Consider the following 21,133-nt stretch of genomic DNA (forward strand, 5'->3'; position numbering starts at 1 on the left):
AAACAACTATAAGGTAGAAAGGAACGATGACTAATGAGACTATTTGTCTATAGCATTCTCGTGCTGTCCGTCTTGGCTGGTTGTAATCAAACCAAACAAAATGCTAACTCCGCTCCTGTGAATGAAGCGAAACATCAAGTTCAGGTCAACCAAGCCGCTACAGAGAAAAAAGAAATTGTGAACTCCCCCACTGTTGCCGAGCATTTGGAACAAATTGCTACCAGCATCCCACAGGTTGAAAGCGCCAAATGCGTAGTTTTTGGGAACACGGCCGTCGTGGGCATTAACCTGCCTCCAGATATGGACCGTTCCAAGGTTGGAACGATCAAGCTATCCGTGGCGGAAGCTCTTAAGAAAGACCCCTATGGGGTGGATGCCATCGTTACAGCCGATATGGATTTGGCAGCCCGAATCAGAAAAGTACGGGATGAAGTCAAGATCGGCAGACCAATCAGTGGATTTACTGAGGAAATGTCAGAAATTATCGGACGCATCATTCCTCAGCTGCCACGGGATGTAGCCCCGGTTCCTTCACCGGAAAGCAAAGAACCCCAAATGCCTAACGCTAACTTGTAGGTTGTTCAAGTTCAAGTATAAAGAGATCAAGAAAAAGCCTAGAACGCTCCAAGTCTCTAGGCTTTTTTCATTGCATCAAATACTTGCATATCCAGCTTATCCGCTGCACGCTTGTCATAGGTTTTTTCATATTCGGGTGCGGCTGAAATACGTGCACCATAAAACATGGCGTCCCGAACCGCAGAAATTTCAATGTCCACACATGTCAGTTTGAAAGGCACATCATTTAAAGCCTCGGCCACGATCCTAGCAGTGCCATAAATGGCATGGACCGAACCCGCGCCAACAAAGGTTAAATTCACTTGTGAATTGCTTTTGATATTGCTCACAATACGTGAACGTGCATCTACCGCAAATCGAACAGTTCCAGAATGTACTGCGTACAACCACGAAATGGCATTCATAGACGGTGCGCCGGATTCGAAATCAATCGTACTCAGCAGTGCAAAGGATTCCTTTTGCAAAGCTGTATACAGTTGCTCCGGCAGTGCTGTGATCGTTTCTGCCATAGGTTACCCCTCCTGCGTCTATTAGGTTATTGGCAAGCTGTGTTGACAACCTTATTATATCACAGGAATGGTCAGTCAACCACAGACACTTGCAGCCATTCTGATGGGCGAAGCCTGATCAATAGACCTCTCCATTGAACCTGGGTTCACAGGAAGCTATGTAGCCGGTGCTGCTAGCCGAGACCACGACTGCTTGCAGAAGCCGATAATGTATTGTATCGATTTACAGCTTAATTATGTCATTCATTGTTGTATTTCGGATTGGAATTAATATCGGTAAGCAGCTGTTCTGCCAGCTCCCTGTCAAACATAAGCGTCTTGCGTATACCTTCATGCTCATAGGAAATCGTAATTCTCAGTTCATCCGGGCTTGTGGTAAACTCAGTTAAACCATGATCATCCCGCAAAATCTCTTCAAAAAAAAGCCTTGTCTCCTCGGCAGCCATATCATCAGTTCTAGCCTCGGCAACAATTTTGATCTGCAGCCAATTAAAAAGCGCATCCTCAAGCCTCAAGCTAATCATCCTCCCGCAGCAAAATAATTTGGCTTCCCTGCTCTACCCACACCTGCATAGCGGATAACCAATTACTTTCGCTTCCATTCTCAAGCTCAGGTATTGTCGACAAACGTAGTTTGGCCACTTGCAGCCATTCTGTCATTTCCCTGATGGTGGGCAACCTGTCCATGTAAGCCTCCGCACAATGCGACAGCTCAATACCGTCCTGTCCGAACAAAATCGGTTCTTCGACATCACCCAAATCAAAAGGCAGCTCATCCACACCACAATCCTCTGCCGCGTCTTCACTTAACAGCATATGAGACTTGAATAACAGCAGCATGCCCGGATTTACCGATTTCAGCAAGGATAGAAATAAACCTCTGGCCTCATCAGGCTCAAGCTCAATACGCCCTGCTTCCAATACTACCGAGTTTTCCTCAATTCGAACAGGCGATAACCAATGTATACTCATCGCGCTCACCTCATACCCGCATATTACTTCTTATTCAATCTTCGACCCTGAAAAAAATAACGAATTCGTACCATTAGCATCAATCCGATCGCAACCGCCAAGCATGGCACAATAGGCAGCGCGCCTAGCTGAAACAGCAGCAGCATTCCCGCTCCAACACCCAGCAGCAAATAAATAATGGCTTCTTTCAGAATTGGCAGCTTACGTGTTTTGAACACTTTGTTGTAGACATAAGTGATCATCACATAAATCAAAATATAAGTGATCAGTGGATATTCACGAAACCATTCGGTCATAGGATTAAACCTCCTTTATTCGGTAGGGTTTATATATTCATTGTATCATTAGTCTGTAAGCATTTATCATTTCATTACGGTTTAATTTTAAAAAGAAAGCTCTGAGTCATCAGAGCTTTCTTTGAACGTTATTCAATTATGATGCCCCAGTAACGGGCATCTTTCTGCCGCAGGCAGACTCTTTAAATGTTTTGATATCTCGATGTACAAACCATAAACCAGCACCCAAACCAAGCGTGTCCCGTAGGGACGATAAGCGTCCCGAGAAACTAACCACTCCGCATCCCACCAGCCCACCACACCCAAGCGTGTCCCGCAGGGACGACAAGCGCCCCGAGAACACTACAGTATGCGTCCAACTCATGGGAGTCCAGAGGGTAGCGCCCTTTGGGGCCCTCCCTATAGGGAGGGTTTGGGAGGGTTAGGCATTCGCTTCAGCTGTTTTACGTTGCTTTGCAGCACGCTCACGTTCGGATTTGTTCAAAAGCTTTTTACGAAGACGAATGGACTTAGGTGTAATTTCACACAGCTCATCATCGTTCAAATATTCCAAAGCTTGCTCCAAAGTGTATAGACGTGGAGTTTTCATTCTGACGGTATCATCTTTACCAGCGGAACGAATATTATTCAATTGCTTCTCTTTACAGATGTTAACAATAATGTCTGTATCACGTGTATGCTCACCAACGATCATACCTTCATATACTTCAGCACCCGGCTCTACGAACAGGATACCGCGATCTTCAACGGAAAGGATACCGTACAAAGTGGAAACGCCCGCTTCACTGGATACAAGTACACCTTCGTGACGTCCGCCAACACCAGCGCCATAGTAAGGACCATAGCTGTCAAAAGCATGGTTCATTACGCCATATCCACGTGTTAAAGTCAGGAAGTACGTACGGTAACCGATCAAGCCACGTGCAGGAATCAAGAACTCCAGGCGTACATTGCCTGTTCCAGCGTTGATCATATTAACCATTTCTGCTTTACGTGAACCCAGACTTTCCATGACTGCGCCCATGCTTTCTTCAGGCAGATCGATAATCAAAAGCTCTACAGGCTCCATTTTTTGGCCATCAATCGTTTTGATGATAACTTCAGGCTTGGATACTTGCATTTCGAAGCCTTCGCGACGCATGTTCTCAATCAAAATACCCAAATGCAGCTCACCGCGTCCAGATACAACGAATGCATCCGGGCTGTCTGTTTCGTCAACACGCAAGCTCACATCAGTTTCCAATTCTTTAAACAGACGCTCACGCAGCTTACGGGATGTTACCCATTTACCTTCACGTCCAGCAAATGGACTGTTGTTCACGAGGAACGTCATTTGCAAGGTAGGCTCATCAATTTTCAATACAGGCAATGCTTCCGGATTAGCCGGATCAGCCATGGTTTCACCGATATTAATATCTTTAATACCGGAAATCGCGACGATATCGCCAGCGCCGGCTTCTTCAATTTCAATCCGTTTCAAGCCCTGGAAGCCAAACAGCTTTTCAACACGAGCTGATTTGACAACACCGTCACGGTTAATAACAGCGATAGCTTGACCTTGTTTAACAACGCCACGATTAACACGGCCAATGGCAATACGACCGAGGTATTCGTTATAATCCATCAAAGTTACCAGGAATTGCAATGGCTCCTCAACGCTTTCTGTTGGTGCTGGAATACGGCTAACCACTGTTTCAAAAATGGCTTGCATATTCGGCTCCTGCTTTTCGACTTCTGGATCCATGCTTGAAGTACCCATAAGAGCAGATGCATAGACAACAGTAAAATCCAGCTGCTCATCAGTAGCACCCAGTTCAATAAACAAATCTAATACTTCATCCACTACCTCGGCTGGGCGGGCAGCTGGACGGTCAATTTTGTTAAGAACAACAATTGGCTTCAAGTTCGATTCCAAAGCTTTGCGAAGAACAAACTTGGTTTGCGGCATTGTACCTTCGAACGCATCGACAATCAACAATACGCCATCAACCATTTTCATAATACGTTCAACTTCGCCGCCAAAGTCAGCATGGCCCGGAGTATCCATAATATTGATCAAATAATCTTTATAGTTGATTGCTGTATTTTTAGCCAAAATGGTAATTCCACGTTCCCGTTCCAGGTCGTTGGAATCCATAGCCCGTTCTTGAACGGCTTCATTATCACGGAAAGTTCCCGATTGTTGAAGCAATTTGTCTACTAGTGTTGTTTTGCCGTGGTCAACGTGTGCGATAATCGCGATGTTGCGGATTTTGTCTCTTGAATGCATGTTTTCCCTAACCTCTCCTTGTTGACCCTCTCGCCCTACTCATCGGGGAGCGGCTGGGGCCCGTTCATAAAACAAGCGTCGGACATAAGCGCCGACGCTTGACATTTAGCTATATTATACTGTCCTGAGTAAGAAAAAGCAAGGCAAAACATGATATTATACTTCATACGCTTACATTAGTCACGTTGAAGTCGTTTTTCGGGACGAAAGTCTCCAGCCTGATGTTTCACTTTGCAGCTTCCATAACCGTGCATAGAGGCCTCTCTGCGCTAGTAAATCTTCATGGCGACCCCGTTCGACAATCTGTCCTTCCTCTAGCACAACAATAGCATCTGCATTCATTACGGTTTTCAGCTTATGGGCAATGGCAATTACGGTTCGATGCTGGATTAATCTGTTGATAGCCTGCTGGATTTCCGCCTCATTCTCTGGATCCAGGGAAGCTGTCGCTTCGTCAAGCAGGATTATCGGAGCATCTTTTAGCATTGCTCTGGCAATAGAGATACGCTGCTTTTCACCGCCTGATAGTGTACTGCCGCCTTCGCCAACAATCGTATTGTAGCCATCCCTAAGCTGCATGATAAAATCATGGCAGCAAGCCTGCCGCGCTGCCTCCTCTATCTGCTCCATAGTCGCATCATTTTTGCCGAACCGTATATTATTCGCAATGGTATCCTGAAACAGATACACATCCTGAAATACCATCGATACTTTTTTCAAAAGTGCTTCAGGTTCTATCTCCCGCATGGATCGCCCTCCTATGGATATAGCTCCTGAATCCGGATCATAAAATCGGGCAATCATTCGCATCATTGTACTTTTGCCACTTCCTGAGGGACCAACAAGTGCAGTAAACGTCCCTGATGGAATACTCACACTGACGTCTTTCAACACAGCTTTATCTTGATACCCGAACGTCACATTTCTCAAATCGATATGGTGCTGTTCAGGAGGCTGTCCAGTTCCTTCCATCACAGGTTCACGCAGCAGTTCTACAATACGCTCTCCAGCCTGCTCGTAATAGCGAAATTCCGCATAATTAACAAAAGCCGTAGATAAAGGATCAAAGATACGCGTTCCAATAATGAGAAAGCTGACGAAGGTCAGGAGCTCCATACCACCTCCCAGCAGCAGGTTAACACCCGTAATGACTAATAAAGTCAGGCCAGACCGAATGAAAGCAATAGCACTAAGAATGATAGGGCCCAACAGGCCCTCGATGCGTATACTACTCCGCATTAATTCCTTGAAGGAGCTCTCCAATCGAAGAAACCGTTCGCCTGTAAGATTATAAGCCTTGATAACACGAATACCGTTCAAATATTCCTGCAGCCGATTGGCTGCATCTATTTTGGCGTTCATATGTTTTGCGCCCAACCTGCGCTGCAATCTGGAGGTCAGCAGCAGCAGTGCAATAGCAATCGGAAAAGCGGCAAACATGGAGACAGCCATTCGCCAATCGAGAAAAGAGAGCCCGATCATAGCGAGAACAGGCATGATGACAGCCCCAATCATCTGTGGAACCAGATGGGAGATGCCATTCTCCAGCAATGTAAAATCGCCCATCATCATATTTGCCAAATCACCGGGATCACGCTTGTTCAAATAACCCAGCGAAAGCTTCCGCAGATGCTCAGCAAGCGCAGCCCTCCCTGATGCAGCCGTGCTGTATGCCCCTCTAAATTGGGATCGATAAGCCGGTATTTCAACACCATACAGAAGGAGCAGTGCCGCGCCCATTGCGCCGCATACCCACCATAGCCGCGTAATATCCAGGGATGATCCCGGATGGACAAAAGGCTCAAATATTAATCTCGCAGCTTCCACGAGCAGTATGAAGGGTATCAGTCCCAGACAATAGGCAAGAGTCGTATAAGCAATAGGCTTGATGAGCTTCCTCGGGTTTCCTGCTGTAATATTGTAAAAAATATTCATACGGGGCTGTCCCCTTTCGCTAACTGCCATTGTTCCGCATTCGTATAGGTATGCCACATTCGGGCATATACCCCCTGCTTGGATACCAATGCATCATGCTGTCCCTGCTCCTCCATACGCCCCTTGTTTAATACGAGTATTTGATCTGCATCCCTAATCGTTGATAATCGATGTGCGATGACGATTACCGTTTTTCCGATCGTTAGTTTTTTAAGGGCCTGCTGCATCTCATATTCGTTCTCCGGATCGGCAAAAGCCGTCGCCTCATCCAGTACAAGAATAGGTGTATTCTTTAGAATGGCTCTGGCTACCGCTATCCGTTGTTCTTCGCCGCCGGACAGGTACACGCCACCGGCCCCTATCAGCGTATCGTAACCTTGCGGCAGGCTGCTTATAAAGCCATGGCATTGTGCTGCGGTCGCAGCTGCATATACGTCCTCAGGTGAAGCATTAGGCCGACCCACAGCTATATTCTCATAGATGGTGTCATAGAACAGAAAGGTTTCCTGAAATACAAAGGCAACGGTATTCATCAGATTTTCTGTACCTATGTCCCTTATATCGATCCCGCCTATCCGAACGGCACCTTCACCCACATCCCAGAATCGCGGCACCAGATTCGCTACAGTTGACTTCCCCGAACCGGACGGCCCAACCAAGGCCGTTACTTTTCCCTGTTCAGCCACAAAGGACAACTCGCTGAGCGCCTGGCTGTGAACGTGATCCAGCTCACTGAGATACGAGAAAGAGACCTTGTCAAAGCTAACCTCAAATGTGGTTGGAGTCTTGGGAACTAGCGGTTCTGGAATCACCGGCTCTTGAAGAATCCGATCCATTCTTTCGACACCTTCGTTAATGTCCCTCAGCGAGGAAGCCATAAACATGATCTTGAACATCGGTGTAGAAATACCCGGTGCCATGACAAGAAAGAAGAGCAGCACAGAGGCGAAGGCTACACTGCCAGGATCGCGCTGCAGCAGGAATACACCAACCGGCAGGACAAAGGCAGCGAACGAGCTGAGAATGACCTTAAAGATCAGGTACCCGTTCTGAAACTGGTCTGCATACTTGATGCAGTAGTCGCGGTAGCTGGTCATATCCGCATAAAATCTCCGAAAGGAATGTACGGTTTGCCCGAATACCTTGATCGCAGGCATCCCTCTTACATATTGGACAGCTGACCCGTTCATGCGTTCCAGTGAATCATAATAAAGCTTTATATTTCTTTTCGCTTCTGCCCCTGTCATTAAGGCGATCTGGATACCGAATCCAAGCAGGATCGGAATCATGCAGGCTAACCCCAGCCAAATATTCAAATAGAGCATAACGACAATCATAAGAAGCGTAGTCACAATCACATGAACCAGATCCGGAAGCTGGTGTGCGATGAAGGTCTCCACCTTTTCCACATTATTGTCGAGTGTTTTCTTCACTACCCCTGTAGAAGTCCCGTTCAGCCAACCAAGCGGCAGCTTGCCAATATGAGCGGAAAGCTTGATACGCAATCGATACAAAATACGAAAGGCAGCGATATGTGAAGCCATGCCTCCCGCATACATCATAACCAGACTTCCCAACAGACCGAGTAATGCGACTACACCCCATCTGATCATCCATTCACCATCAGCAAACTTGGGATCTGACGCATGCTTCAGCAGTTCTTCCAGTATAAAATATACGGACACATACGGCACAAGCATAAACATTGCGCTCAGCGAAGATAACAAGCACGAGATGAGCAAAAGTCCCCGTTTTTCTTCGGCAATTTCGAATAGTCTCGCCATTCCCGCTTTCTTTGCCATATTTCTTTTTTCTCCCTTCCATCATCGATAATGACTCTCAATATGAACTGAGTATAAACAATCGATGATCCTGCAACTACCGGGAGAGGGATAAGATAACGGTTTAAGGGATTTAATTTCGCTCTCTGATCAGCTCTGAAGGATTATATCCATAATATTTGCGAAACAGCTCAGCAAAATGGCTGAAATTAGCATAACCTACTAAACCTGCGGCTTGACTGACACTGACTTGACCGGTTTGCAGCAATTCCTTGGCCTTATCCATTCGCTTATCGCGCAAGTAAGCAAATACACTTTTGCCATATTGCTCTTTGAAGCCAATTTTGAGCTTGTAATCATTCAGTCCAACGATACGCGATAATTCGATCAACGAAGGCGGGGCTGCCATACGATCATGTAGCACCTCTTGGGCTTTTACAAGCTTCAATCGATCATTTTTGGATAGTGATGCTGTTTGGCTCGGAGCAGACCGTTCAAATAAAGCAGCATCAAAGAAAATAGCCAGCAGCTCCAAGGCTTTGCTCTCGGCATACATCCGATGCATGGTAGCTGTGAAGGGACTTTTTATCAACTGGTTCAATATTCGCAACGTTTCCGGCTGTATGGACATATGAAACATGCGAAAAGCATTAGACCCAAGTATGCCAGTAAAGCTTATAGGACTTTTCGATTCCAAATCATACATATAGCGATCAAACAATGAAACTGGCACGCAGATTGCCAACGTTCGAATCGGTGTCTCAATTCCATATTGAAATGAGACATCAAAATCATGCATAAATTGGAGTGAGCAGTTGTTAGCCTTAAGCTTATGTCGAGTGCCTGAAGCATGGATTTCTCCATTACCCTGCAGGCAAAAGCTAAGCTCAACCATAGCCGCGTTAAAATGAAAGCTCACATTACGACTGTCTGCCAGCTGATAATTGGAATCTATAATTTCAATCCCGGATTGGGTAATCACATGATTCACATACCCTTCCCCGATTGTTCGATCAAGCTTCCTCGCTGCCGTTCCCCTACCTGAACCGACATGCTGCTGTAAGGATAAGGAGTCAAAATAAAGATCGAAAATTTGCTTAAAAGGAGTTACTTCCATAACTGAAACACCTCAATTGATAATGATTATCATTATTATATATAAAAACGACAGCATAATCCATTATGAATTGACTACGCTCAATAACTGTCCATACTCTGTTTGCCATACTTAAAAGAGCACAACAAAAAAAGATAGGCGCTATAGCGTCCTATCTCGTACCTTCAGCACCCTGTAATACCGTTTCAAAAATGGTGTGTTCGCGGCTTCAGTATTATTTTCTTCCAAAACCCTGCTCCGACAACGACTATTGTTGCTGCAATCGGAACGATCCAGTGCGGCACATCAGACAGTAAAATATCAGTAACGACTTTATCCTTGACGAACATTTCACCGGCTGTATAACCAAGTAGTGCAGCGCCCAGGTACACGAATATGGGATACTTGGTCAACAGCTTCATCACCATCGTACTGCCCCATATAATAATCGGAACGCTAAGACCAATCCCGAGTATGATCACAGCCAGGTTATTGTCAGCTTTGGCCGCTATAGCCAGCACATTATCCAGACTCATAACAAAGTCTGCCACGATAATCGTGCGAATCGCCTTCCACAAGGTTGAGGCTTCCTTTACATCCGAAATCCCTTCCTCATCGATCAACAGCTTAACCGCAATCCAGAACAGCAGCACAGAGCCCAAAGCTTGAACAAAGGGTACGCTAAGTATATATACAGCTATAATCGTCAACAAGACACGGAGCGCTATAGCTCCAAAAGCCCCCCACCATATCGCCTGCTTGCGTTGATCGGGAGGCAGGTTCTTACTAGCTAAAGCGATCACGACAGCGTTGTCGCCGCTGAGCACAATATTGATAAGCATGATCTGCAAGAATAATAAAAGCCAATCCAGCATTCCTTCTTACCTCCCATACAATTACTCAGCAACCACCCGTCTGTTAGCCTAATCTGTGATACACAAGTACCTCTTTAAAATAAAGCCGCGAACTGTGGCTTTTCATCGGCCCCAATCCATATCTGTTCGGTGAGCCTGACAGCTTCGTCCAATTCGGCGTCCAGCCACTCCATACTCTTTTCAATACTTTCTACAATACGCAGGCTTGGATTTGTACTGGGATAAGGAGGCATAAACAAGGTGCAGCAATCCTCGTACGGTAAAATCGAAATTTCAAACGTATCAATATCTTCAGCAATCCGGATGATTTCCTTTTTTTCCATACAAATCAACGGCTGGATGATCGGAACTTCCACTGCGCGTCCGATGACATTCATACTGTTGATGGTTTGGCTGGCCACCTGACCCAGGCTCTCTCCGGTTACGATTGCCGATGCCCCGTAGTTCTCCGCCAGCTTTTCCGTTATCCGAAACATCGCACGCCTAAGCAGCGTTATAAACAGATCCTCCTTATAAACCTCATGAATTCGGGTTTGTATGCTCGTGAACGGCACCATATGCAGCCTGATATCACCCGCATACCCGCACAGCTTGGCAACCAGCTCCTTCACCTTTTGCTGCGATCTTTCGCTCGTGTAGGGATAGCTGTGAAAATGCACGGCCTCAAGCTTCAAGCCTTGGCGCAATGCAAGAAATCCTGCAACCGGGCTGTCAATGCCACCAGATAGCATCAGCATCGCTTTCCCATTTGTACCGAGCGGAAAACCTCCCACCCCTGTAATGCTGTGCGAAAAAATCAAAGCCTGCTTTTCGCGCAGCTCCACTTTAAGCTCAACCTCAGGCTGATTGACATTGACCCTCAAACCCGGTATAACCTTAAGGATATATCCAGCAACCAGCTTGTTCATCTCTTGTGAGTCATAAGGGAATTTTTTGTTGACGCGGCGCACAGTCACCTTGAATTCGGCTTGTCCGTTATCCAGCATTTCCATTGCTGCCAAGGCAGTGGACTGAATCGCTTCAAGCTCCAAGGGTGCTGTGTACACCGGACTAAATGAAGACAAGCCGAGCACCTTCCGCAATCGTTCCTGAACTGCTTCATAAGGCTCCTCGTTTAAGTGTATGTACACCCTGCCGAATTCTAGTACAAAAGTAAGCCTTGAAAAGCTCTGAACTGATTTTTTTACCTGCTCAAAAACGGCCTTCTCAAACCGGCTGCGGTTTTTCCCTTTTAGTGTAAGCTCCCCCAAACGAAGCATAATCATATCGGGCTTCATCTCTAGCTACCTCCTTCGATTTGGCTGCCCTGTAATCGTGTGCTTCAAGCGCTCAACAGCCTTTTGTAATTGTTCGCCAAAATAGTTTATATCGTCGATTGTTTGACTCAGCGAATAGCTGATTCGAATGCCACTTATAGCCCGTGCATCATCAAAACCCATCGCCTTGAGTACACGGCTCGGTTTGTTGGCAGATGAAGAGCAAGCCGAGCGGCTGGATACATAAATGTCCGCTTCCTCTAAAGCATGAACGAGCACCTCGGATTTCATCCCAGGAAAACAAAAATGCACAATATGTGGTGCCATTTCGCTCTCCATATCAGACCCGCTCAGCCTTAACTCAGGAATATCCCGAATTGCAGCTGCCAGCTGTTTACGCAAAAGATGGGTATGTGCATGGAACCGTTCCTGCTCCTCCACAGCCATTCTGATTGCCTTGGCCATACCGACAAGCGACGGAACATTTTCCGTACCCGATCGAAGACCGCCCTCCTGTCCCCCCCCATATAGTAATGGAGGAAGCTCCAGGCCTTTTCTAACGTATAAAAAGCCGCTCCCCTTAGGACCCCGCAGCTTATGAGCGGAGCAGGACAACAGGTCAATCTTGAGCTTTCCCGGGTGCAGCGGAAGTTTACCGATAGCCTGTACGGCATCTACATGAAATACTATCGTACGAGACCGCTGCCGCAGCAGCTCGCCAATGGCGGATATCGGCTGAATGCGACCCATTTCGTTATTGACCGCCATAATACTGACCAGAATCGTATCATCGCTGAGAGCCTTGTCCAGCTCATCCAGCTTCACAGCTCCCGTTGCGTCTACAGGCAAATAAGTGACTCGGAACCCCTGCCGCTCAAGCTCACGAAAGGTTTCATATACCGAGGCATGCTCCACAGCTGTCGTAATTAAATGATTACCACGGTGCCTAAATCGGCGGGCTGTGGCCTGTATCGCCCAATTATTACTTTCGGTCCCGCCTGAGGTGAATCGGATCTCTTCCGGCTGGCAGCTCATGCTGCTTGCGATGACGGCTCTGGCTTGACTTACCAGCTGTTCAGCCACAACACCCAGACGATGCAAGGAAGAGGGATTGCCATAATGCTGCTTCATGACTTCAGCAACCGCATCGACGACTTCATCATAAGGGGGCGTTGTTGCAGCATAGTCCAAATATAACATCGTCACTTCTCCTTATATGTAGACAACCACAAAAAACAAGACCTAGGCAAGCCCCTCACGTGTTAGGGTACTTGCTTTAGGTCTTGGGTCGCTAATTGTTATCCTTCATAATTGCGTTGTAAATTCATGACCTTGGCAACATAGGCTTGAGTTTCCTTGGGAAGCTGACCCATCTTGGCTGCCAAATCATTGTCGTTGGCAATGCCCAAACGGTCGATCCGACCAGAGCCTGCATTATAAGCAGCTAAAGCCACACCTTGGTTCCCATCATATTTCTTCAAAAGATTCGATAAATACTTGGTTCCGCCCTGAACGTTTTGTACAGGATCAAAAGGATCGTTCACGCCAACGCTTTTACCCGTTGCATCCATCAATTGCATCAAGCCTTTGGCGCCCGCCTGAGATACTGCCTTTGAGTTAAAGGACGACTCTGCATCAATAACTGCTTTGACCAGGCTTGGTTGAACTTGATGTCGTCTGCTTGCTTCTTGAATTAACGGGTCCAATTCCTTAGCTTGCGCGGAACCAGATGTTTGGCCTGTACGATAAGAACCAGCGGAAGCGAACAATGAATTTAAGCTGCTTGGTTTAAAAGCTGTTTGAGTACCAGGAGCAGACACTCCTGCATTCAATAATGTCGAGCTATCCGTATTTTGTGACAATAAATCATTTAACAACTCTGAAAACTCAGAATCATCATCACTGGCACCTGAACTTTTGTTGGAAAGAATATCCGTTTTGTTCAGCAATTGCATACGTAAAAGCTCTTTTAACATTCGTGGATCAATATTCATAGAAGACAATGCTCCTTAGTGTACAAGATGATACCTTATTGTACACTTTTTTGGTACGACCAGCTAGGCAAATTTTAGAATAATGTCATTGATTCCCTTACTTTTTTGCTTTAAACGTGTGACAGCACGTATTTTGCGTGTTCTCCGCATAATCCTTGTGCTCTGTAGAACCATGCTCTCCAGCAAATTCTGTTGACACATCCACATTTGCATGCTGATCGATATCGATTAATATCGACTTTGCATTGCATTTGTTGCCGTTAGCCCAGTACGTACAATTGGCTACACTGCAGTTCACATCTGGCATTTTCATCACCCCTATATCAATGTACCCGGGGATTGAAAAGTCCATACTATTTGGCGAGTTGGAAATTAAGGACAAGGAACATCGCATGTGACCACAATAATGGGGTTGCAGGCGTTCCCCAGCGGCTCAACCAGCCTTGATACACGTCTGAATCCGTCTCAGCATGGGCTGTCTGCTCCGGTAATCGCCCAAGCGAATCCGCTTGCTTCACAATCCACTGTAAGGCCTGCTCAGCCTCCAGCCGTTTACCTGAGGCCAGGGATACCCAGCCATACCAGGCGGTAAGCAGAATCCATGCGCCTCCGCCATAATACTCATCCTCGGAATAACGTCTGATCCCGCCATCTGTTGTTTTCAAATCCGCTTCAATTTTGCTGATTGTAGCTGCCATCACAGGGTGATCCGCTGCAAATACCTGAAACGGTTCACACAACCACAGCGTGCTCGCATCCACACCGCCATATCCGATTTCATATTCATTTCCAGAATAGGTTGGCCGTATGCTTTTCACCACATATCCGCGCTCAGGATGCACCATGTGCTCCACAATAAACTGTTTGATTTGTTCACAAATTTCCAGCAAGTCCGTACGACCATTAAATCTTCCAATGGCTTCGAGCCCTCCATAAATGCATGCAAGCGTTGAAGGATGCAGTTGATCGCCGCGCTCCTCCCAGCAATCAAAATTCGGCTGCTTCCAAAGTGCACATAAATAGCGGACCACCAGATCGACACTGTCTGCAAAAGTCTCAGGCATCGCGGTTTGCCCTGCTATTCGGTAATGCTCGACAAGCCCCCACAGCCAGGTCCCATATCCATCAAGCTGAAAATGCCCCCACTCTGCATTATGATCATCCCGACCATCCAACTGATAGCGCGTATGTAAAAACTCATGTTGTTCTATACTATCCCCACGCTCAAACCTTTCCAAAAGCAGCTCGATGCGAGTTTTCATACGTAAGATGATGGAGTTGACCCAATTATAAAAATCGGCTGCACTTTCTGGTTCCCCAGAAACATCCATCGCATTGGCAATAAAGCTGCCGTCCCGCAGCCAACTGTAGGCATAATTAGCAAAGAGTGGACATGCCGTATATCCGCCGCTTGGATGCTGGTTCCATATTATTAGCTGCTTGCTGATGGGTGTCAATTGTTCAGTAGTCATGTGCCAATCTTTTTCTTGTCCAGTCATCGCTTCATGTCCTCCCTAAAACAAAAAAAGATGCTACATAGCACCTTTTTTCATCATCACAATAAAGCAAGATTAGACTCTCTCACCTTGCATACGTTTTTGAGTAATGTAATCCGTTTCATAATAAGTCAGATCTTCCCGCAAGGTTTCGAATATTTTCGAAAGCTCGATAGTCAAATCACGCACCTCACGAATTGGCTTTTTGCGGAAGCGAATCGCATCCTGTCCAGTATAAGCGTAACGGCCATCCTCGGAATAGCACTCATGTTTCGGGTAAAAGAAGCTGTTCACCGAACTATGATAAACTTCATAAAGTACTTTTTCCGCATATTCCACATTAAAGCTGGGACGACGCAAGCTCATACCAAGCTTTTCATAAGCAACTTCACTGAATACCAATAAATGCCTGGTATCTGACAAAAACCCTTTGTAAAATTCATCCATCTCAGGTTCTTGCTCTTTGTTGAGCTCTTGCAGAGAATGATCATTCAGAAATTTTTCGATTTTTGCAGTTGCTTCATTTAGCTTGTACTTCGTAGTTTCACATAAATTTTTTACATTCAGCACAGTCATGTCGCAGGACCTCCTTTAATCAACAAACATCATATTTTTTAGTAGAACTGTTACACCTTTATCCTACCATAAATTGAAGCTAAAAGTAACTCGTAAAGTGTCTGTTGGCCAAAATGTTAAAGGCGATGATTTCCGGTAGTAAAAAACATTCCTGCGGAGACGCTAACAGTATCATTTTAAAGGGAGGGGCCATTCGATGTGGAAATATGCTTTAGCTTTTGTTATGGTGCTCGCTTTCGGCGTGTTATTATTTCCCCGCAGTGAGGATCCGCTCAAATTCGAGACTTTATCGGCCGCTGCAGAGATGCAATCCAAGAAAAACATCCTGCAGCAGGACCTTCAAGTAACCGGAGAACTATGCCGCAGCCAGTGCAGTCTTGAGCTCGATCGTATGCTGCATTTGAAAGAAAAAGAAACTGCAGAAGCGAAGCTGACAGGCATGCAGCAGCTCCAAGCAGAGCATCCACACATGGAGAAGCTGATCTGGACTCAGCATTCACAACCTTTGGAGGCAGGTCTACATTCTGGCAGCCTTAATGAGTCAATACAGAACCAGGCTCAGGCGGAATTACTGAAGGCCAAGACGGACACGGAGCAAGGCAAGTCTTATCAATCTGCTCCATTTCAAGCTAATGGCTCCACCTATTTTGTACTTGGGGTGCCGTCAGAGAATTCCGGAGAAGCCTTGCTTGGGGTTGTTAAACAAAACATCCTGCAGCAGGTTGAGAATCATCAGCTTAACAATTTAAGGATCGTAACTTATCCAAGCGATAATCGTTATAAAATCGAATCCGTTGATTCCCGCACATTGCAGGACGTTAAAGTTGATCATCCTGAGCAGAATGAAGGTACCAGCCATTATCATGTCAATCAGGTTGTCGTACGTTTCAAGACTCAACCGAGCGCTGCAGATTTAGCTCAAATCGAAACAGATATTCAAGCCTCAAAGCCTTATCGCAAGCTTGGCTATACGTATATATTTGAATCCAAACAACTGGAAGCCAAACAGCTGATGAATTATTTTCAAAAGTGGAACATTGCATACGTGGAGCCTCACTTTTTGTATATGACTAATAGCGCAGTGACCAAAAATCCTTCCGGGAGTCCACAGCCAGCTGCGTCTGACTACACGCTGTTGACACCGAATGATTCGCTATATCAACGATATCAGTGGAACCTTCCTGCCATCGATACCGAGCTTGGCTGGGCCCTAAGCAAAGGCTCCAAAGATGTTCCCGTCGCTATCGTCGACACGGGTGTCGATCTTGACCACCCTGATCTGAAGGATCAGCTTATTAGCGGCTACAACGTAGTTAATTCCGAAATGTCACCGATGGATGATGTCGGTCATGGCACCCATGTCGCCGGGGTTATCGGAGCCATTGTCAACAATCGACTGGGTGTAGCTGGAATGAGCTGGTATAACCCGATTATACCTGTCAAGGTTCTCGATCAAAGTGGCGCAGGCAGTACGTATGCGGTAGCTCAAGGCATTATCTGGGCAACGGATCATGGTGCCAAAGTCATCAATATGAGCCTCGGCAACTATGCAGATGCCAACTTTCTACATGATGCCATCCGTTATGCCTATGATCACGATGTTGTACTTATTGCCGCTAGCGGTAATGACAATACCGAACAGCCCGGATTCCCTGCGGCCTATCCAGAAGTGTTCGCAGTCGCAGCAACAGATGCGAATCGGAACAAGGCATCCTTCTCCAATTACGGAGATTACATCGATGTAGCTGCGCCTGGAGTCAACATTGCCAGCACTTACCCGCACAATCAGTATGCGGCACTATCCGGCACTTCGATGGCTAGTCCCCATGTGACGGCTCTGGCTGCCCTTATTCGCTCGGTAAATCCATCACTTACGAATAAAGAAGTGATGCAGATTATGCGCGATACCGCGTCCGATGCAGGACCTGCAGGCAAGGATAAATATTTTGGTTATGGCATCATTGATGTCGTAGCCGCCGTGAAGAGCGCAGTAAACCACAAAGGGGCTCTGGCAACCGAAAAGACAGCACCAGCCGAGCCCTCTGCTCAAACCGGTGTCATTAGCGGTCTCGATTATTGGACCTCATGGGCACAAAGGCTGCTCGAACGGATGCAAACCCCTTAACCTTAATAAATAATGCACAAAAACCGCCCTTTGGAGGCGGTTTTTCATTGGTAACAGGAAAGCTTGCACTTAAGCCGGGTTCTGTACTTCCAGTGGTCGTAACGGCTACCAGCCTCCCACCATTGAAGCAACAATCATCTATCTAGGCCAAACGTTGCCGTTTGGCTCAAGCGACCAACCCGAACGCCTCCCGGGCAAGGAGTGTCCCCAGAGGGACATGCGTTCCATTAGGTCTTGCACCAGATGGGGTTTACCAGGACATATGTCACCATATCTCCTCGTGGTCTCTTACACCACGGTTCCACCCTTACCTGTTCATGGAATACATTCCACGTCATCGGCGGTCCATTTCTGTGGCACTAGCCTTCAGCTCGCGCTGACTGGACGTTATCCAGCATCCTGCCCTGCGGAGCCCGGACTTTCCTCTCGTGATTTCTCACCAGCGATTGTCTGTCAAGCTTTCCTGATGTGCAAAGGATAGTATACAGGGATTTACGTTAAAATACAACAACAATTCATTGCTATTTGATCTAAGTCCTATTATTGTTACCACCTTTACATGAATAGAAACGGCTCCGTATTGATTTCCGAGGCAAATACACCTGTATTTGATTTCTTTTCTTGCAGCCTGGACAGTAAATAATCGGCTACGCCGCGCTTTAATATTTTCTCAACATTATGACCTGGATCAATGATACTGAGCCCTGCGGCCATAGCGTCCTGAGCCGTATGGTAGTCGATATCTCCAGTAATAAGCACATCCGCCCCTGCAAATAAAGCATGACGGACATATCTGCCGCCTGAGCCGCCAAGAACAGCAATCTTTTGAACTTTACGTTGTGGATTACCAGCAAGCCGTACAGCAGGAACCTCGTAGGCGCCTTTAACAAGCTCACATAGCTGCTCCAGGGTAACTGGCTCCTGCAGCTTGCCGACCCTGCCCAGACCGAAAGCACGCCCCTTTAAATCCAACGTGTATAGATCATAGGCTACTTCCTCATAAGGATGAGCTTTAATCATCGCCTGAACGACTTTTTTCTCAAGGCTTTGCGGAACAATCGTTTCCAATCGAATCTCGCGCACCTGCTCCAGCTTGCCCTGCTTACCGATAAAAGGTTCACTTCCAGCCTCAGGCAAAAAGGTTCCCGTTCCTTCGGCAGCAAAGCTGCAATGACTGTACTTCCCGATCGAACCCGCACCTGTACGGAAAATCGCTTCTCTAACAGGCTCCAAATGCGACTCAGGCACAAATACGACGAGCTTTTTCAGCTTATCCGTATGTAATTCCTCAAGCGGTGAAAGCCCTGTTAGACCAATGGCGTGCGCCATCATATCATTGACTCCGCCTTCTGCCACATCAAGATTGGTGTGTGATATATAGACAGCAATATCATGCTTGATCAGCTTCTCATACAGCTTTCCTGCCACCGAATCGGTTTGCAAATGAGCAAGCGGCCTGAAAATGATCGCATGATGAGCAATGATCAAATTAGCCTGCAGACGGATCGCTTCATCGATCACCTCATCGTTCACATCAAGTGCCACCAGCACATTGCTGATTTCCTTTTGCAGAGTCCCCAGCTGTAATCCGATCTTGTCATCAGGAACCGCATAATGCTTAGGTGCCAGCTCCTCCATCAGTTGTATGACGGTTTGTCCTTTTGCAAGCATGCCAGTACCTCCTTGATTCGTTCAATCTCCTTCTGGTACTCAAGCTCCTTTATTCTGGATTCAGGCAGTGTGGATAGAGCCAGCCGCTGTACAATCATCGCGAGCTTCTCCAATTCCGACTCCCATTTTCGAAACCATACCTCTTGAGGATGATCCAATAAATATGGACCCAGCTTGAGCAGCAGCTCACGATTTACCGTTATTCCGTCCGCAAGCTGACGTTCCCGATAAAGCACATCATTCGAGGCTTGACTCAAATGGGACGGTACTGCCGACAAAATCTCATAGATTTTGCCGTCCTCTTCGAGAATTTGCTCGTTAATTAATATCCAATCCTGCTGAATAAGCCACAAACGCACATTGGATTCACCAACATTGGGCTGTAAAATAAGTAATTGTACACCGGCCAGCTTATCCTTGCCCGCTTCAAGTATATCGGCTATCAAGGCTCCGCCCATACCCGCTATCGTTATCACATCAATTTCTCCGACCTCTACTACCTCAAGGCCATTGCCATGTCGGACATCAATAACTTGATCAAGTACAGAATCACGAACCTGCCTGGAGGCCGCCTGAAACGGTCCGAGGTTCACTTCTCCAGCTACTGCTTTCACAATTTGCTTCTTTTGAGCCAAATAAACCGGAAGCAGTGCATGATCCGAACCAATGTCAGCCAAACGGCTTCCTGTCGGCACACCACCCGCAATCATTTCCAAACGTTTTGATATTCGCAGCATATTATGTAACCCACTCTATCCATTTTTTTCTTAAAGCAAACAGCAAGCTCGCTTCAATAAACAATTTGACTAAAAAAACAATTTGCACCGTATCCTCACCATAAAGCTCGGAATACAGCATAGCATACAATTCAGGCATGAACCAAACGATGCAGCTCAGCATAAGAAAAACTGTACCCATCTGCTTGCTCTTTTCATGGATCATCCAGCCCATCCAGCCAAATACGATACTGAGCGGCACCCAGCTAATCTCCAGTGTAATCCAACTCGCTAGGTCCAGCTGATAATGCAGCAGCCAGCCATAACAAAAGATGAGAACGATCCATCCACACAATTGAAAAAGCATAAATCTTGACAACAGTCCCGTTAATAGCCAGACTATACTGCATACAGCTACATATCCGACAACCAGCACCGGCTTCTGTATCCCATGAAGCTTGAGCATGAATACACCAATAAACAATAAAAACAAGGAGGCTACTCCAAACAATATTTGAGCTCGAAGCGGCTCTTTGGATCGCTGCAGGCTTCCAACCGTATAACAACAAAACAAGAGAAGCATCGAAAGGCCCATTTGCATTGGTAATTCAAAAGCGGTAAAATTAAGAGCAGCATAAGAAATAAGAGCAATTACGACAAAAATCAATATCCATATTTTCCAATTACTGTCTTTGACGGCTGTTGGGGTTACGCCGAGAAACCCGGAACTGGACTTCGGTTTATCAGAAGAATCTTCCAAATATATATTTAATAAAAAATCGCAATAATGCTCAGGTAAAAGCTTGCTTTTACGCCAATGCTCAATTTCCATAATTAATATTCTTCTTTTTTCGTCCATTGCCATTGCACACGATCACCTCTTCAATACTAAGCAGCCATTTTCCTGAATTTTATTCATTTCCTGTTATTTATTTATCGGTAATGCTTAGACAAAAAATTAGACCTAACTGCAGATGCAGTGAGGTCTAA

At 46.3% G+C, this 21,133-nt stretch carries 21 protein-coding genes and 1 other RNA gene; 2 read left to right on the forward strand and 20 right to left on the reverse strand.

The genetic code is table 11. The features are described 5' to 3' along the window. Window positions 1–33 precede the first annotated feature (33 nt). Window positions 34–576 carry a YhcN/YlaJ family sporulation lipoprotein gene (locus NST47_RS24310; protein ID WP_341157440.1) on the forward strand — a complete coding sequence of 181 codons (543 nt, stop codon included), beginning with the start codon at window positions 34–36 and terminating at the stop codon, window positions 574–576. Between the two features lie 56 nt (window positions 577–632). Here the strand turns inward: NST47_RS24310 and NST47_RS24315 are convergent, their stop codons facing one another. The 16 genes from NST47_RS24315 to NST47_RS24390 form a co-directional block, all read right to left on the reverse strand. Next, window positions 633–1,085, reverse strand: coding sequence for a pyridoxamine 5'-phosphate oxidase family protein (locus tag NST47_RS24315; RefSeq protein WP_341157441.1), 453 nt, complete (start codon window positions 1,083–1,085; stop codon window positions 633–635). A 239-nt stretch (window positions 1,086–1,324) separates the two neighbouring features. Then, window positions 1,325–1,600: a hypothetical protein gene (locus NST47_RS24320; RefSeq protein WP_341157442.1), complete on the reverse strand. Its 276-nt coding sequence runs from the start codon at window positions 1,598–1,600 to the stop codon at window positions 1,325–1,327. 1 nt (window position 1,601) lies between these two features. Continuing rightward, complete coding sequence (locus tag NST47_RS24325; RefSeq protein WP_341157443.1) at window positions 1,602–2,057, reverse strand: hypothetical protein; 456 nt, start codon at window positions 2,055–2,057, stop codon at window positions 1,602–1,604. A gap of 23 nt (window positions 2,058–2,080) precedes the next feature. After that, a complete protein-coding gene (locus tag NST47_RS24330; protein ID WP_341157444.1) occupies window positions 2,081–2,353 on the reverse strand; it encodes a YlaH-like family protein in 273 nt (90 codons plus the stop codon). Window positions 2,354–2,489: 136 nt separating this feature from the next. Next, a complete protein-coding gene (locus NST47_RS24335) occupies window positions 2,490–2,717 on the reverse strand; it encodes a hypothetical protein (RefSeq protein WP_341157445.1) in 228 nt (75 codons plus the stop codon). A 57-nt stretch (window positions 2,718–2,774) separates the two neighbouring features. Beyond that, window positions 2,775–4,622, reverse strand: a complete 1,848-nt coding sequence (gene typA, locus NST47_RS24340; protein ID WP_341157446.1) for a translational GTPase TypA — start codon at window positions 4,620–4,622, stop codon at window positions 2,775–2,777. A 180-nt stretch (window positions 4,623–4,802) separates the two neighbouring features. Next, window positions 4,803–6,557 (reverse strand): ABC transporter ATP-binding protein, encoded by a 1,755-nt coding sequence (locus tag NST47_RS24345; protein ID WP_341157447.1) that lies wholly within the window; start codon window positions 6,555–6,557, stop codon window positions 4,803–4,805. Further along, window positions 6,554–8,359: an ABC transporter ATP-binding protein gene (locus tag NST47_RS24350; RefSeq protein WP_341157448.1), complete on the reverse strand. Its 1,806-nt coding sequence runs from the start codon at window positions 8,357–8,359 to the stop codon at window positions 6,554–6,556. Before NST47_RS24350 ends, NST47_RS24345 begins: the two co-directional genes overlap by 4 nt. A gap of 112 nt (window positions 8,360–8,471) precedes the next feature. Beyond that, window positions 8,472–9,455, reverse strand: a complete 984-nt coding sequence (locus NST47_RS24355) for a helix-turn-helix transcriptional regulator (RefSeq protein WP_341157449.1) — start codon at window positions 9,453–9,455, stop codon at window positions 8,472–8,474. 185 nt (window positions 9,456–9,640) lie between these two features. Continuing rightward, the gene (locus tag NST47_RS24360) at window positions 9,641–10,309 is read right to left on the reverse strand and encodes a TerC family protein (RefSeq protein ID WP_341157450.1); all 669 of its coding nucleotides are present in this window, start codon (window positions 10,307–10,309) and stop codon (window positions 9,641–9,643) included. A 74-nt stretch (window positions 10,310–10,383) separates the two neighbouring features. Continuing rightward, complete coding sequence (gene thiI, locus NST47_RS24365) at window positions 10,384–11,586, reverse strand: tRNA uracil 4-sulfurtransferase ThiI (protein WP_341157451.1); 1,203 nt, start codon at window positions 11,584–11,586, stop codon at window positions 10,384–10,386. Between the two features lie 6 nt (window positions 11,587–11,592). Beyond that, entirely contained in the window at window positions 11,593–12,765 is a 1,173-nt protein-coding gene (locus NST47_RS24370; RefSeq protein WP_341157452.1) for a cysteine desulfurase family protein, read from the reverse strand. 98 nt (window positions 12,766–12,863) lie between these two features. Then, window positions 12,864–13,559 (reverse strand): lytic transglycosylase domain-containing protein, encoded by a 696-nt coding sequence (locus NST47_RS24375; RefSeq protein ID WP_341157453.1) that lies wholly within the window; start codon window positions 13,557–13,559, stop codon window positions 12,864–12,866. Between the two features lie 97 nt (window positions 13,560–13,656). Then, a complete protein-coding gene (locus NST47_RS24380; protein ID WP_076230137.1) occupies window positions 13,657–13,866 on the reverse strand; it encodes a DUF1540 domain-containing protein in 210 nt (69 codons plus the stop codon). A 46-nt stretch (window positions 13,867–13,912) separates the two neighbouring features. Beyond that, on the reverse strand, window positions 13,913–15,058 hold the full coding sequence (locus NST47_RS24385) for a glycoside hydrolase family 15 protein (RefSeq protein ID WP_341157454.1): 1,146 nt from the start codon (window positions 15,056–15,058) through the stop codon (window positions 13,913–13,915). A gap of 72 nt (window positions 15,059–15,130) precedes the next feature. Next, window positions 15,131–15,631: a DUF3907 family protein gene (locus tag NST47_RS24390; protein WP_076230135.1), complete on the reverse strand. Its 501-nt coding sequence runs from the start codon at window positions 15,629–15,631 to the stop codon at window positions 15,131–15,133. A 196-nt stretch (window positions 15,632–15,827) separates the two neighbouring features. Here NST47_RS24390 and NST47_RS24395 point away from each other — a divergent pair, with 196 nt between their 5' ends. Next, a complete protein-coding gene (locus NST47_RS24395; protein WP_341157455.1) occupies window positions 15,828–17,756 on the forward strand; it encodes a S8 family peptidase in 1,929 nt (642 codons plus the stop codon). 54 nt (window positions 17,757–17,810) lie between these two features. Here NST47_RS24395 and rnpB read toward each other — a convergent pair. The 4 genes from rnpB to NST47_RS24415 all read right to left on the reverse strand — a co-directional run bounded on the left by rnpB (window position 17,811) and on the right by NST47_RS24415 (window position 21,008). Then, window positions 17,811–18,218, reverse strand: an RNA gene (gene rnpB, locus NST47_RS24400) — RNase P RNA component class A. 93 nt (window positions 18,219–18,311) lie between these two features. Continuing rightward, window positions 18,312–19,427: a Nif3-like dinuclear metal center hexameric protein gene (locus tag NST47_RS24405; protein WP_341157456.1), complete on the reverse strand. Its 1,116-nt coding sequence runs from the start codon at window positions 19,425–19,427 to the stop codon at window positions 18,312–18,314. Beyond that, window positions 19,394–20,164, reverse strand: coding sequence for a tRNA (adenine(22)-N(1))-methyltransferase (locus tag NST47_RS24410; protein WP_341157457.1), 771 nt, complete (start codon window positions 20,162–20,164; stop codon window positions 19,394–19,396). The genes NST47_RS24405 and NST47_RS24410 overlap by 34 nt, the downstream gene beginning before the upstream one ends. A 1-nt stretch (window position 20,165) precedes the next feature. After that, the gene (locus NST47_RS24415; RefSeq protein ID WP_341157458.1) at window positions 20,166–21,008 is read right to left on the reverse strand and encodes a hypothetical protein; all 843 of its coding nucleotides are present in this window, start codon (window positions 21,006–21,008) and stop codon (window positions 20,166–20,168) included. Window positions 21,009–21,133: the final 125 nt, after the last annotated feature.

It is taken from the genome of Paenibacillus sp. FSL H8-0034 (assembly GCF_038000305.1).
Classification (GTDB): domain Bacteria; phylum Bacillota; class Bacilli; order Paenibacillales; family NBRC-103111; genus Paenibacillus_S.

Bases quoted from the DNA above. Each gene is read 5' to 3' on its own strand.
- typA (WP_341157446.1), bottom strand. From the start codon at position 4,622: ATGCATTCAAGAGACAAAATCCGCAACATCGCGATTATCGCACACGTT.
- NST47_RS24385 (WP_341157454.1), bottom strand. From the start codon at position 15,058: ATGACTGGACAAGAAAAAGATTGGCACATGACTACTGAACAATTGACA.
- NST47_RS24315 (WP_341157441.1), bottom strand. From the start codon at position 1,085: ATGGCAGAAACGATCACAGCACTGCCGGAGCAACTGTATACAGCTTTG.
- NST47_RS24395 (WP_341157455.1), top strand. From the start codon at position 15,828: ATGTGGAAATATGCTTTAGCTTTTGTTATGGTGCTCGCTTTCGGCGTG.
- NST47_RS24370 (WP_341157452.1), bottom strand. From the start codon at position 12,765: ATGTTATATTTGGACTATGCTGCAACAACGCCCCCTTATGATGAAGTC.
- NST47_RS24390 (WP_076230135.1), bottom strand. From the start codon at position 15,631: ATGACTGTGCTGAATGTAAAAAATTTATGTGAAACTACGAAGTACAAG.
- NST47_RS24345 (WP_341157447.1), bottom strand. From the start codon at position 6,557: ATGAATATTTTTTACAATATTACAGCAGGAAACCCGAGGAAGCTCATC.
- NST47_RS24415 (WP_341157458.1), bottom strand. From the start codon at position 21,008: ATGGCAATGGACGAAAAAAGAAGAATATTAATTATGGAAATTGAGCAT.
- NST47_RS24335 (WP_341157445.1), bottom strand. From the start codon at position 2,717: ATGAGTTGGACGCATACTGTAGTGTTCTCGGGGCGCTTGTCGTCCCTG.
- thiI (WP_341157451.1), bottom strand. From the start codon at position 11,586: ATGAAGCCCGATATGATTATGCTTCGTTTGGGGGAGCTTACACTAAAA.
- NST47_RS24325 (WP_341157443.1), bottom strand. From the start codon at position 2,057: ATGAGTATACATTGGTTATCGCCTGTTCGAATTGAGGAAAACTCGGTA.
- NST47_RS24350 (WP_341157448.1), bottom strand. From the start codon at position 8,359: ATGGCAAAGAAAGCGGGAATGGCGAGACTATTCGAAATTGCCGAAGAA.
- NST47_RS24360 (WP_341157450.1), bottom strand. From the start codon at position 10,309: ATGCTGGATTGGCTTTTATTATTCTTGCAGATCATGCTTATCAATATT.
- NST47_RS24330 (WP_341157444.1), bottom strand. From the start codon at position 2,353: ATGACCGAATGGTTTCGTGAATATCCACTGATCACTTATATTTTGATT.
- NST47_RS24380 (WP_076230137.1), bottom strand. From the start codon at position 13,866: ATGCCAGATGTGAACTGCAGTGTAGCCAATTGTACGTACTGGGCTAAC.
- NST47_RS24355 (WP_341157449.1), bottom strand. From the start codon at position 9,455: ATGGAAGTAACTCCTTTTAAGCAAATTTTCGATCTTTATTTTGACTCC.
- NST47_RS24410 (WP_341157457.1), bottom strand. From the start codon at position 20,164: ATGCTGCGAATATCAAAACGTTTGGAAATGATTGCGGGTGGTGTGCCG.
- NST47_RS24405 (WP_341157456.1), bottom strand. From the start codon at position 19,427: ATGCTTGCAAAAGGACAAACCGTCATACAACTGATGGAGGAGCTGGCA.
- NST47_RS24375 (WP_341157453.1), bottom strand. From the start codon at position 13,559: ATGAATATTGATCCACGAATGTTAAAAGAGCTTTTACGTATGCAATTG.
- NST47_RS24310 (WP_341157440.1), top strand. From the start codon at position 34: ATGAGACTATTTGTCTATAGCATTCTCGTGCTGTCCGTCTTGGCTGGT.